12 protein-coding genes are annotated in these 12,964 nt (G+C 64.1%); 8 read left to right on the top strand and 4 right to left on the bottom strand.

The features are described 5' to 3' along the window. The first annotated feature begins 77 nt into the window (after positions 1-77). Entirely contained in the window at positions 78-983 is a 906-nt protein-coding gene (locus CDV46_RS03805) for a MurR/RpiR family transcriptional regulator (RefSeq protein WP_087690483.1), read from the top strand. 143 nt (positions 984-1,126) lie between these two features. Further along, entirely contained in the window at positions 1,127-1,525 is a 399-nt protein-coding gene (locus CDV46_RS03810; protein WP_087690485.1) for an RT0821/Lpp0805 family surface protein, read from the top strand. 111 nt (positions 1,526-1,636) lie between these two features. On the opposite strand, the gene CDV46_RS03815 is transcribed toward CDV46_RS03810, so the two are convergent. Continuing rightward, on the bottom strand, positions 1,637-2,872 hold the full coding sequence (locus CDV46_RS03815; RefSeq protein WP_087690487.1) for an MFS transporter: 1,236 nt from the start codon (positions 2,870-2,872) through the stop codon (positions 1,637-1,639). 448 nt (positions 2,873-3,320) lie between these two features. Here CDV46_RS03815 and CDV46_RS03820 point away from each other — a divergent pair, with 448 nt between their 5' ends. Together CDV46_RS03820 and CDV46_RS03825 are read left to right on the top strand one after the other, a co-directional pair. After that, positions 3,321-4,922, top strand: coding sequence for an EAL domain-containing protein (locus CDV46_RS03820; protein WP_087690489.1), 1,602 nt, complete (start codon positions 3,321-3,323; stop codon positions 4,920-4,922). A gap of 701 nt (positions 4,923-5,623) precedes the next feature. After that, positions 5,624-6,475 carry a TOBE domain-containing protein gene (locus CDV46_RS03825; protein ID WP_087690490.1) on the top strand — a complete coding sequence of 284 codons (852 nt, stop codon included), beginning with the start codon at positions 5,624-5,626 and terminating at the stop codon, positions 6,473-6,475. Positions 6,476-6,571: 96 nt separating this feature from the next. Here the strand turns inward: CDV46_RS03825 and CDV46_RS03830 are convergent, their stop codons facing one another. Continuing rightward, a complete protein-coding gene (locus CDV46_RS03830) occupies positions 6,572-7,762 on the bottom strand; it encodes an MFS transporter (protein WP_087690492.1) in 1,191 nt (396 codons plus the stop codon). Positions 7,763-7,964: 202 nt separating this feature from the next. Between CDV46_RS03830 and CDV46_RS03835 the strand changes: the two genes are divergently transcribed. Then, positions 7,965-8,873 (top strand): LysR family transcriptional regulator, encoded by a 909-nt coding sequence (locus tag CDV46_RS03835; RefSeq protein ID WP_087721838.1) that lies wholly within the window; start codon positions 7,965-7,967, stop codon positions 8,871-8,873. 26 nt (positions 8,874-8,899) lie between these two features. On the opposite strand, the gene CDV46_RS03840 is transcribed toward CDV46_RS03835, so the two are convergent. Beyond that, a complete protein-coding gene (locus tag CDV46_RS03840) occupies positions 8,900-10,312 on the bottom strand; it encodes an MFS transporter (protein ID WP_087690495.1) in 1,413 nt (470 codons plus the stop codon). Between the two features lie 240 nt (positions 10,313-10,552). Here CDV46_RS03840 and CDV46_RS03845 point away from each other — a divergent pair, with 240 nt between their 5' ends. Both CDV46_RS03845 and CDV46_RS03850 read left to right on the top strand, forming a co-directional pair. After that, positions 10,553-11,446, top strand: a complete 894-nt coding sequence (locus tag CDV46_RS03845) for a LysR family transcriptional regulator (RefSeq protein WP_058376727.1) — start codon at positions 10,553-10,555, stop codon at positions 11,444-11,446. Positions 11,447-11,509: 63 nt separating this feature from the next. Beyond that, the gene (locus tag CDV46_RS03850) at positions 11,510-11,884 is read left to right on the top strand and encodes a hypothetical protein (protein WP_087690497.1); all 375 of its coding nucleotides are present in this window, start codon (positions 11,510-11,512) and stop codon (positions 11,882-11,884) included. A 31-nt stretch (positions 11,885-11,915) separates the two neighbouring features. Here the strand turns inward: CDV46_RS03850 and CDV46_RS03855 are convergent, their stop codons facing one another. Beyond that, on the bottom strand, positions 11,916-12,269 hold the full coding sequence (locus CDV46_RS03855) for a DUF2288 domain-containing protein (protein ID WP_087690499.1): 354 nt from the start codon (positions 12,267-12,269) through the stop codon (positions 11,916-11,918). Between the two features lie 187 nt (positions 12,270-12,456). Here CDV46_RS03855 and CDV46_RS03860 point away from each other — a divergent pair, with 187 nt between their 5' ends. After that, complete coding sequence (locus CDV46_RS03860; protein WP_058376724.1) at positions 12,457-12,879, top strand: hypothetical protein; 423 nt, start codon at positions 12,457-12,459, stop codon at positions 12,877-12,879. Positions 12,880-12,964 lie beyond the last annotated feature (85 nt).

Here is a 12,964-nt window from a genome sequence, read left to right on the forward strand (position 1 = left end):
GGAGATTACGCGTGCGCGCTTGTGGCATTTCATGCAACAATCGTTACACACCTACGTTGCCGTGTTGCTCTCCCCCAATGACCGAAGCCTCAGTGCTGCCGCAATCGCTCGACCAGCTCAACACCTTGTTGCGCGAGCGCTATCCCCACCTCAGCCCGCAGTTTCAAGCGGGTGCCCGCTTTCTGCTCGACCACCCGCAGCAGGTGCCCATCAGCTCGATGCGCGCGATTGCCGCCGAAGCGGGCGTGCAACCGGCCACGTTCGTGCGGCTGGCGCAGCACCTCGGCTTTGACGGCTGGCACGGCCTGCGCGAGCTGTTTCTCGAATCGATCCGTCTGGGGCCGCAGCCGTATGCGAGCCGCGCGCGGCAGGTCATCCGTGAGGGCGACGCGGCGCGCATGGTGCCGGAGATGTTTCGGGTGCAGCACAACAATCTCGACCTGACCGAAGCGGGGGCCAATCAGTCGCTCGGCGCCGCCGTGGAATTGCTCGCCAGTGCGGGCACCGTGCATGTGGCGGGTTTTCGCGCCTGCTTTCCGATTGCCTTCACGTTCCAGTACATCTACCGCCTGTTTCGCCCGACGGTGCATCTGATTCGTGGCGAAGCGGGCACGCTGGAGATGGAACTGCGGGCGCTCTCGGCGCGCGACGTAGTCGTCGTGATCAGCTTTGCGCCGTATTCGAATGAAGCGCTGATCGTGGCGCGTGCGGCCAAGGCAGCGGGTGCGCGGGTGCTGGCGCTGACCGATTCCACGGTCTCGCCGCTGGCGCTCGATGCCGACGCCACGGTGCTGTTCTCGCACGAGAGTCCGTCGTTCTTTCCGTCGATTACGGCGGGCATTGCCGTGGTGGAGACGCTGGTCGAAATGCTGCTCGCCCGCAAAGGGCGCGGCGCGGTACGCGCACTGGAGCTGGCGGAAGATCAGTTGCATGGCACGGGCGCGTATGTGACGCCGACCGGTACCGGCAAGGGGCCGGGATGACGCGGCGCCCGGATTCTTTTATGATCGACGCGTCCCCTGCCGCCGTACCGGTGCGAGTTCTGTTTTCAGGCACCGTGCGGGCCGCGCTGCCCGTGCAGCACCCGGCAGGCACCGTCCCCGCCCGACAATCTCAAGGACTCCGAATGTCGCATACCCGTTTGCTCGCGCTTGGCGCAGCACTTCTCATCGGCGCAGGCGCTGCCGCGCCCGTGCTCGCCGCCTCCAACCTCACGTTCATGAGCAACTCGCCGCTGGCGTGGCTGCGCGCGAAAGACAACGCCTCGCTCGCCAAGGCGGCCGACGACGTGCTCTCCAACAAGCAGGACAACGAGACCGTCGAGTGGAACAACAAGGGCACCGGCACGCCCACGCAGTTCACCGGCCAGATCACGGCGACCAACACCCAGAAGACCGACGACAAGACGTGCCGCGATCTGATCGTGCTGCTCAACGCCAAGGGTCAGGACGTCACGCTCAGGCTCAATGCCTGCAAGGCCGGCGAGAAGGGCAAGTGGGAACTGCAAAAGCGCGCCGCACCGTAAGGTAGTCGATACCCAAGCAAAACGCCGGTCCTGATCGCTCAGGCCGGCGTTTTGTTTTGGGCGCTGCCGGGAAAGCCCCCGGTAGCGCCCAGTCAGGCGATCAGCCCCGTATCAGGCCGCCGCCGTCTTCTTGTGACCTTCGACGTTCGGCAGGAAGATCGTCACGATACCGAGCAGCGGCAGGAACGCGCACACGTGGTACACGAAGTCGATGCTCGTCGTGTCTGCCAGTTGACCCAGCACGGCAGCACCCACGCCGCCCATCCCGAACGCGAAGCCGAAGAACAGCCCCGAGACCGTCCCGACCTTGCCCGGAATCAGCTCCTGCGCGTAGACCAGGATCGCCGAGAACGCCGACGCCAGAATCAGGCCGATGGCCACCGTCAGGATGCCGGTCCAGTACAGGCTGGCGTACGGCAGCATCAGCGTGAACGGCGCCGCACCGAGGATCGAGCCCCAGATCACATACTTGCGGCCGATCTTGTCGCCCAGCGGGCCGCCGATCATCGTGCCGGCCGCCACCGCGAACAGGAACACGAACAGATGGATCTGCGCGTTCTGCACCGACACGTGGAACTTGCTGATCAGATAGAACGTGAAGTAGCTGCTGATGCTCGCGAGGTAGAAGTACTTCGAGAAGATCAGCACCAGCAGGATGCCGATGGCGAACATCACCTTGCCGCGCGACAGGTGCGCCGTGCCGCCGCGACGTGCGGCCGGCTTGCCCTTGCTGGCCGCGCGCTGCGCCGCATACCAGCGGCTCACGTGGAACAGCACGAAGATCGCGACGAGCGCCGCCACCGAGAACCACGCCACACTGCCACGGCCATGCGGGACGATGATCAGCGCCGCCAGTAACGGGCCCAGCGACGAGCCGACGTTACCGCCGACTTGGAAGAACGACTGCGCCATGCCGTGACGGCCACCCGAGGCCATACGGGCCACGCGCGACGATTCCGGATGGAACACCGACGAGCCCATGCCCACCAGCGCCGCCGCGACAAGCAGCACGCCGAAATTAGGCGCCACCGCCAGCAGCAGCAGACCCACGAGCGTGAATCCCATGCCGACCGGCAATGAATACGGTTTCGGGTACTTGTCGGTATAAAGGCCGACGACGGGCTGCAACAACGACGCGGTGATCTGATACGTCAGCGTGATCAGGCCGACCTGCCCGAAACTCAGGTCGAAATTGGCCTTGAGCAACGGATAGATCGCCAGAATCAACGACTGGATCATGTCGTTGAGCAAGTGGGAAAAGCTGATGGCAGACAGCACGCGGAACGCCGTGCCCTGCGCAGCCGGCGTAGGGGCGCCAGCGAGGGAGGAAGCAGGTTGACTCGACATGGGAGGAACGACTTGACGTCTCTAGCTTAGGAAAACGGTCAGATTCCGACGGCTTTCGCGCAGATATGCATGAAAGTTGGGATATTTCTCAAATTCCGTCAGAAATTTAATGAGTGAAGTGTAGAGCATGCGTAAATCGTCGTTACGCCAAGTTTTGTCGCGATTCCGCCATGAATTTGCCCTGCGTTCGGCCTGAATTCGCTCTGAATTCGCCCTCGCTACGCCCCAAGTTGCGTAGCCCAAGGCGGCTTCATGCCCGTCGGAAACACGTCGTAATCGCGTCAATGCTGTGCCGAAATGACGCGATTGCGACACTCCTAAGGGTTTTGTCGTGCGGGTTTATCGGGCGTTGGATGCCGTCAGGGATTCGTGTAGAGTCGATTGACGGGTTGTGCCCTGCAACACAAACAGCACACAAGGGCCCCACTTATTTCCGGGTTGGCAGCACATGATTCAACATTCGAGAGTCGTGCAGTGGCTGGTGACCGGGGTTGTTGTGGCGGTCACGTTTGTCGTTGTCCTCTTCGTGGGCTGGCTGCGCATTTATCACATGTCGCAGTCGATTCTTCAGGAAGAAGCCGTCCGCCAGCGCGATGCCCTCGAGCGCATCGTCCTTCAGGCGGAAAAGACGCTTCAGGGCGTGACCCCGTGGGTCGGCCGCGCCTGCGAAGACGTCGGCAACCAGCTTCAGGCCACCGGCACCCTCAGTCCCTACTTCCGCTCCATCTGGCTCGTGTCACGCGGCCAGCTCTATTGCTCGTCGGTCCCACGCTCGACCGACGGCCTCGACATGGCCATGCCGGCCGAAGTCGTCCCCATGCTCACCGGCGCCCGCACGCTGCTCGTGCCCGGCTCGCCCTACGCCCGCGAAGCGCCCGCGCTGGCCCTGTATGTGCCGACCTCGGCGACCGATGGCGTGCTCGGCTATGTCGACGGCGTCTACCTGACCGAAACGCTGCATAGCGTGAAGAACAACGACCTCGCGTGGACGGCGATGACCGTGGGCAAGATGTCGCTCACCTCCGAGGGGCCGCTGCTCCAGTCGTCCGGCGTTGCCACGCGTGGCGCGCAGGTCACGCTGGCGTCGGAGCACTTTGCGACCTCGCTCGCCGGCAGCCCGACGCTCATGCGCGAGCTTGCCGCGAGTCAGGCACCCATCTTCCTGTCGTTCGGCGCCGTCATCGCGTTTCTGCTCGGTGTGATGACGTTTCGCCACCTCGGTCCGGCGCAGTTCATGCGGCGGCAGATTGCGCGCGGCATCAAGCGCGACGAATTCAAGGTGTATTACCAGCCGGTCATGGAACTGGCCACGAACCGCTGCGCCGGTGCCGAGGCGCTGTTGCGCTGGCACCACCCGCTCGCAGGCCTCGTGCGCCCCGACGCCTTTATTCCGATTGCCGAAAGCAACGGCCTGATCGTGGATCTCACGCGCTCCGTGCTCCGGCAGATTCGCAACGACATGTCGATGGGGGCGCTGCCGCCGGGCTTTCACATGGGGATCAATCTCGCCGAGCGGCACCTGCGCGACACCACCATCGTGCAGGACATCGAGCGGCTGTACGGGTCGTTGAACGACACTTATCCGCTGGTGGCCGAGATCACCGAGCGCTACGTCATTCGCGACACGGCGGCGGCGCGCCACGTCATGTCCGAACTGCAACGGCGCGGCATCGAAACTGCGCTCGACGACTTCGGCGCCGAGAACAATTCGATCGGCTACCTCAAGCGCTACGACTTCAACTATCTGAAGATCGACAAGGAATTCTTGCCCGTCACCGAAGACGACACCGTCACGCGCAATATCTGCGACTCGATCATCCAACTCGCCAACAACTTGCAGATGACGATCGTGGCAGAAGGGGTGGAAAACGAGATGCAGGCGAATTACCTGCGCGAGCGCGACGTCACTTATGCGCAGGGGTATTTGTTCGCCCGGCCGATTTCGTTCGATGAACTGGTGCAGTTTGCGATTGCCCATGCGGGCACCGGCCTCATGGCCGTCAAGACGACGCCCAGGCCTGCCGAACTGCCGCCGAGGAAGGCAGGCTGAAGGTGGTCAAGCGGGGTTGACCGACCGTTCGGCTGGAATCTCGCACTGCCCGGATATCAAGGACAACCAACTAATGCCCGGGTGTCGCCGTCAAAAATTCCGATTCGATAAACGAAAACGCCGGGGCGGAGTGATCCGGCCCGGCGAGATATTCGCTTGCGGTATGGCTTCGTTAAAACACCAACTGAGGCATATTGCTGCGTGGGGCAGGGGCAGCCGCCGCACGCGTACTGTCTCGCATTTCGGCACGCAGCAACCAGAGTCGCTGCGCCACGAAACGCCTGAAGCGCATTTCACCCGCGGAGAAAGAGATTTGCATCTGATGTCGCTTACCGTTAGGCAGTGTGCGAACCAGACGATAGTATCGAGCCCCGTCAACCGTTTCCTTGATATTCCTGACGCGCATCATTTCACCCCGTTTCTGTTGTGTCAGGTGAGTGGGCACTTCGGTAAACGTCGCATTCCCGGGCGCACCTCGTCAGGACCGTGAAGTCGTTGGTCTGGCGGGATTCGACCGGCATTGGGGGGGCATGCGGCAAATTCAATGTAGATGAGAAACGTCCCCCATTCGTCCCCCAATCAGGCCTCCGAAGTGACCTCCGTTGGTGCGCCGCAACACTCGGGCTTTCGGCTATTGTTTCTGACAGGTTCCGTAGGCCTCTACAATGCGACCACCTCTGGGTTTGATAGAAAAAAACATTATGGTTTCCGAACCTTCTTCAACGCCGGATGATGTTTTGCGCAACGAAACAAATAATGCACTGCAAGTGAGTGGCTCACTTTGGCTGCATCGCGGCAATTCGTCACTCGGCGGACAGGCACGTATCGCCCTGCTCGAACACATTGCTACGCAGGGTTCGATCACAGCCGCGGCGAAGGCTGCCGGCATGAGCTACAAGGCGGCATGGGATGCGGTCGACGCGATGAACCAGCTCGCGGGCGAACCCCTCGTGGCGCGCAGCACCGGCGGGCGCGGCGGCGGCGGCACCACGTTGACGGCACGCGGCGCGAAGCTCGTGGCAGCGTTTCGCGCAGTGGAAGCGGCGCAGCAGCAGTTTCTCGCCCGGGTGGCCAACGATCTCGAACACTTCGACGAGCAGTGGCAGGTGATTGCGCGCCTCGGCTTGCAGACAAGCGCGCGAAATCAGTTGCACGGCACGATCACGGCGATTCGGCGCTGCGGTGTGAACGACGAAGTGACGCTCACGCTGCCCGGTGGCGAAGCGATCACGGCGTCGCTCACGCATCACAGCACGCAAACGCTCGGACTCGCCGTCGGCGGCGATGCCTTCGCGCTCATCAAGGCGCCATGGATCGAGGTTGCGCGCGGGGCAGACCTTGCCGGTTTGCCGACGGCCAACCGGCTGGCCGGCACGGTGGTCGCCATTACGAACGACACCGGACAGGCCGAGGTGATCCTCGCGCTGCCCGGCGGCGGTCGACTGGCCGCCGTCATGCCGCACGACACCTTGGTGAACCGGGGACTCGCAGAAGCCAACGGCGCGACGGCGGCATTTGCCGCCACCAGCGTCATCATCGGCGTGCTCGCCTGACGTCACTCGTTGACGTCAATGAGCACAGGTGCCAAACGAAAACCGGGGCGACGGGTGTGAACCCGCCGCCCCGGCGTCATTGAAACGCGTCGACGATTACATCGCCGGTGTTTCGCAGTTCGGCGTCAGTTGTGCACGCGCATCGCGACGATCCAGACGCAGGCTCAACAGCGCCACGCCTACCCCCGCCAGCGGCACCAGCGCCGCCACCCAAGGCACCGCCGTCAGGCCGCCGTGATTGATCACGAAGCCACCCAGCCACGCACCGATGGCGTTACCCAGATTGAACGCGGCAATGTTGAAGCTCGACGCGAGGCTCTCGCCCGCACCGGACGCCTTCTCCATCACCCAGAGTTGCAGCGGTGCGACCGTTGCGAACGCCGTAGCGCCCAGCAGCGCGACAAACACGATGGACAGCCATTGCGAGTGCAGCGCAAAGGTCATCAGGCCCAGCACGACCGACAATGACAGCAGGCTGCCCAGCACGGTCGGCACGACGCGGCGATCGGCGAGCTTGCCACCCAGCAGATTGCCCACCACCAGACCGCCGCCGAAGATCAGCAGAATCGGCGACACGGCGCGCTCGGCGAAGCCGGTCACTTCCGTGAGCAGCGGCGCGATGTAGGTGAACACACCGAACACACCGACCCAGCCCAGCACCGTCGTGAGCAACCCCAGCAGCACCGGACGGCGTGCCAGCGCACGCAGATCCGCACGCCAGTCACCAGCGTCCTTCGGGGCCGCAATCTTTGGCACGAACATGGCGATCACCACGAACGCGAGCGCGCCGATGACCGTCACCGCCCAGAAGCTCGCACGCCAGCCGTAGCTCTGGCCGAGCCACGTGCCGAACGGCACGCCGAGAATGTTGGCGACCGTCAGGCCCGTGAACATCACGGCGATGGCCGACGCACGGCGCTCACGCGACACGAGACCGGTGGCGACCACCGAGCCCACGCCAAAGAACGTGCCGTGAGCAAACGACGTCAGCACGCGCGCGGCCATCAGCGCGGTATAGCTCGGCGCGATGGCACAAGCCGCATTGCCGATGGTGAAGATCGCCATGAGCACCAGCAGCACGGTCTTGCGCGGCCAGCGGGCGGTAGCGGTGGTCATGAGCGGGGCGCCGACAACGACACCTAGCGCATAACCGGAAATAAGCAGGCCTGCGGCCGCGATCGAGACACCGAAATCGGCGCCGACGTTGAGCAGCAGACCCATGATGACGAACTCCGTCACGCCAATGCCGAAGGCACCGGCGGTCAGGGCGTAAAGGGCGATGGGCACGAGAAACTCCTGTCTGAATATTGCGAATCTTTGGAAAGGCCGCGTCCGGGCGTCAGAAGAAAAACAGCAACCGCTGAGACAACGCTGACCGATGCCACGCAATATAGACGTCCTCGCATTGATGAAATAGACTGCGCGAAGGAAAATCATTTGTGACTTCAAGTCACAACACGTCAAACGACGAGTACGAGAGGCACCGACGATGGGTCGACAGGACGTCAACCGCTCCGGCGATATGGAAGTTTTCGCGCGCGTGGCAGAACTTGGCGGGTTTTCAGCCGCTGCACGGGCGCTGCATATGACGCCGTCGGCCGTGAGCAAGCTGATAGCGCGCCTCGAAGCGCGCTTGGGTGCGCGGTTATTCAACCGTTCGACGCGCCGTCTGCAACTTACGCCAGAAGGCACCGCGTTCCACGAGCGTGCCACTCGTGTGCTGGCCGACATCGAGGCCGCCGAGCGCGAAGCCGCAGCGGGTGCCGTGCCGCGCGGCCTGCTTCGTGTGAACGCGAGCGTGCCGATCGGCACGCTCTATCTGCTGCCGGTCATCCCGGCATTTCTCACACAATTCCCTGAAATCCGGCTCGATCTCACGCTGACCGATACCGTCGTCGACCTGCTGGAGCAACGCGCCGATGTTGCCGTGCGGGCGGGGCCGCTGCGCGACTCGCGACTCGTGGCGCGCAAGCTCGGCGAGAGCCGCATGCATGTCGTCGCGTCCCCCGGCTATCTCGCGCGCAACGGCCCGCTGCGCACCCCCGCCGATCTGATTCATCACAACGTGATGGCCTTCAACTTCGATCGTCAGGTGCAGGGCTGGCCGTTTCTCGATGGGGCGGGCGGTATCACGCACTACCCGCAGATCGGCAATATGGTCGTGAGCAATGGCGAGATCATGCGCAAGCTTGCCGTCGAAGGCCTCGGGCTCGGGCGTCACTCGCGATATCACGTCGATACCGACCTGCGCGAAGGACGCCTCGTCGCCGTGCTCGAAGACTACAACCCGGGCGATCTGGAACCCGTGCATGCCGTCTATGTGGGGCAGGGCGGACACCTGCCCGCCCGTGTCCGCGCGTTTCTCGATTTTCTCGTCGAGCACGTGCATCTGCCTTAGCGGCCGAGCGGCTTGGCGCCGAGAGACTATTGCGCCGCACGCGCACGATGCGACCACACGAACAACGGCCACGCCAGCGCGGCACACAAGAGCCCGCCTGACCACACGAGTGCCCAGCCGCCGATCGAGAGCAGGAACGGAATCGAAAGCGGCGTGACGAACATCGTCATGAAGACGCCCGTGTTGCCGATGCCAAGCGCAGTCCCGGCACGCGATGCGCCCGCCAGCGTCGCCAGTTCCGTGAACGCCACGCCGTGCCACGCCGACGCCACCATACCGCCCACGATCAGCAACGCGATCAGCCACGGCGTGCCGTGCGCCAGCCAGTCCGGGCGCAGCGTCAGCGCGGCCACCAGCGCCGCCAGCAGAGCAAAAACAACGCCCACCGTCACCGTACACACGCGCAAGTATTGCGGACGATTGCGGCGCTTGTCGGTGTAGCGGCCGCTCCAGACGCGAGTAAGCGCCGCGCCCGTCTGCACCGCCCCGAGCGTGAGCGAAATCGTCAGCACGCTCACATGCGCAAAGTCATGCAGAAAGACCGTCCCGAACGTCAGCACGGCGATTTGCGGCATGGCGAGCACCGCCATCCCCAGCGCCGTGCTCAGTAACCGCGCATCACGCAGCGGTGAGTATTGGACAGGTGCGCTGGCGGTGGCACCGGCACGCACTGGCGCAACACGTGCGGCGTCTGCCGACTCATGCGCTTCTTCCGGCGGTTCGAGCAACCATAGCCACGCCATGTAGGTTGCCGCAACGCACGCGACTGCCAGCCCGATGTAGACCACGGCAAAGCCGAAATGCAGCGCGGCCCCTGGCAGCAGCATCGCGCCGATGCCGCCACCCAGCGGCACCGCGCATTGCCGCACGCTCATCGCCAGCCCGCGCTCGCCGTCATGAAACCAGCGCATCACCGCGCGCCCGCTCGACCCGTTGACGCTGCCGCCCAGAATGCCGATGGCGAGCATGCCTGCGGCCAGCAACGGCATCGGTGGCACATGCCGGGGCGTTGGCACCACCCAGATGCCCATCGCGAACAATGCCGCCGCCGTCACCATCAGTCCGACCAGCAACACGCGACGGTCGCCCCAGCGGTCGGTGAGCATGCCCCATGGCAATTCGGAGACGGCGATGCCCAGCCCGATCAACCCGAGCACGAGACCGAGGTCGCCGTTGGCGAGTGCGTAGTCGCTGCGCATCTGCACGGCCGTCGCCGGCAGGCCGCCCAAGGCGGCGGCAAAGCTGGCGTTGGCCGCCACGCCCACGCCCAGCACCTTCCAGCGGTGCTCGCGGCCTAATGGGCGGGTACCGCCACGGCGCAGCGCCGCGTCAGCAGCGGGCAATACCGTGGGCGCAGGCCCGGGCGTCAGAGGCGTGAGGGGAACCAAGGGAATAGCCGGGCCGGGCGGCGCGGCGGTACACGATAGGCGATCGTTCATGAGTGACACGGTGCACGGCCCGGAGGCGCGTCGCAGAGGAGGAGGGATGCTACGCATCGTACGGATAGACAATCCATCGGAAAAGCGGGAAAATTCGATGCCTTATATCGTGTTTTCCGGATTATCTACGCCGAGGGGCGCCGGTTCGACCCGATAGGCGAGATACCGCAGAGATACCGCAGAGAAATCGCAGAGATACCGCAGCGCTATTGCAGCGACAGCACCCACCCGAGAGCCGCCATGAACGCCCGCGCCTTCGACCTCACGCAGTTACGCACCTTCATCGCCATCCACGATGCGGGCAGCATTTCGGCCGCTGCCGAACTGATCTTCCTGTCGCAATCGACGGTCAGCGAGCAATTGAAGAAGCTTGAGGAGCGGGCGGGCCAGCCGCTGCTGGTGCGCTCACGCAAGGGCATGCGCGCGACGCCGGCCGGCACGCGCCTGATTGCCTACGCGCGGCAGATTTCCGCCCTGTCCGAGGCCGCCTTTGAAGACTTGCAAGGCGTGTTGCTCGACGGCGAATTACGCATCGCCATCACCGACTACTACCGCCCCCACGATGTGGGCCGCGTGCTAAAGCGGTTCGCAAGCCTGTATCCGCGCCTGCGGTTGCATGTGAGTGCGATGCAGAGTGCGCAGATCGAGCGCACGGCGCTGACCGGCGAGCATTTCGATGTAGGGCTGGCGTTGCGGCTGATGAATGAAGATGTGGGCAAGGGCGCGAAGACGCTGGGCTACCGGGCACCGGGCACGCTGGTGCGCCGCGAGCGGCTGGTCTGGGCGATGTCGTCGACACTCGCCGAGCCCTTGGGCGAGCCGCTGCCCCTCGTCACGCTGCCACCGTCATGTGCGCTGCAAAGTCTGGTGCTCACGGTGCTGGAGCGTCACAAGGTGCCGTACCGCGTCTCGCACTCGGCAGCAGGTGTCGCGGGGATGCAACTGGCACTGGGGGCAGGCTTGGGAATTTCGTGTCTGAATGAGTCGGCGCTCACGTCCGACCTCATCGTGTGCCCGCCCTCGTTGGGTCTGCCACCGCTGCCACGCGCAGAATTCCATCTGATACCCGGACGCGCTGACGAGACCGAATTGATCCGCCACGCGCGCACCGCGCTGCTGCGGCTGTTTGCGTGATACCTTTGGCGCCCTTGCGCACCCTTGCCCCTTGCTCAACATCCATCAGAGAGTGCAATCGTCATGCCGGAAGCCACACCGATTCGTCTGAATTTCAACACCCGTCGCGCGCTGCTATTCGCGCTGACGGCCGAGCGACTGTCGGCCTTTTACGAGCATGGGCAGTGGATGACCGACAAGCAGGGCGCGTCGCTGGCGCAGCTTTGGCTGTCGCGCTCGAAACTGCAATTGCCGCTGGCAGAGCGGCGCGTGCTGTCGGAGTTGAGTGACGATTTCGCTCGCGAACTGGCCGGTACGCTGTCGCGCGAAGCGGGTCTGTACACGGCGCATGAGATGACGGAATCGCTCGACGCGGACTACGCCTACGCGTCAGCCGTCGCGCAAGACCTGCTCGAAGACTGCACGCGGCGACTGGTCGAAGCCGGCATAACCGACTGACCTCGCCCGACTTACCTCGCCGACTCTGACCTCACAGACTGACGGAGCGCTCCTGCACGAGCACCCACGGCGCGACCACCACGGCCCACAACTCGGGCGTGCGGGCGGCAAAATCGCTGGCTTGTTCGGCTTGCATGCGTTGCACCAGGCTGGACGAGAGCCACTGCGTCACGACCGGCGTGTCGTCGTTGGCCACGGCTTCCGCGACCGAGACGAGATCGACGCCCGGCGCCACGTACAGCAGCACGCCACGGGCGAAAAACGATTCCAGATCCTTCCAGTCGATCTTGGCGGTCTCGCCCAGCAAACGCACATACGTCTCGCTGGCAGTGTTGGCGGTGTCGGTGGCGGCTTGCGGGGCTTGATCTTGCTTGGGTGAATCCATGACGGCTCCAGGCGGCGCAGGCTGAAAATTGCCTGCACCCGGGGTAATTCAAATGACGAAAGCCGCATTGTAATGCGCCCCGGCGCGCGCGACGGTGGTAGCATCGGAACCCCACGCACGCCGCTGAAGTCGGAAGTGGTATCCCTCGCCGCGCTGCATGGTGACTAACGTTTTACCGAGGACCCGCATGACCAAACAAAAAACCGATCCCAAGCTGGAACAAGCCCTGACGCGCGGCGATCTCGCCATGCGCCAGATCAACTCCGCGCGCGCCACTGCCTTGCTGCGTGCCCTTGGCGAGATGATCGTGGCCGCATCGAAGACGATCGGCGTCGACGCAGTCGTGGACGTGCCGGGTGGCGACAAGATCTATGACCCGGAAGACGGCGTGTGGCCGCAATCGCTCGTGCTGTCGTTCGACGGCCCGATCGACGAAGCCGACGAAGAAGAACTGCGCACCGTGCAGCTTCGCGCCGACAAGTATCCCGAGACGTTCCAGGTCGAATGGCATCGCGCCGACGGCAAGCTGGGGCATCACGAAGCCCGTCCGCTCGCCATGGTCGCGTTCCTGACCGACGTCGAAGTGCCTTGGCTCGACGACGACGCCTGAGCCGCTTAGACATCTCGCCGCACCGCGATCCAGCGATCAGCCCCTGATTCGCTGATCCACCACACCGCCGCCCGAGGCTCACGCC

The organism is Pandoraea sp. PE-S2T-3, assembly GCF_002179965.1.
Lineage (GTDB): Bacteria > Pseudomonadota > Gammaproteobacteria > Burkholderiales > Burkholderiaceae > Pandoraea.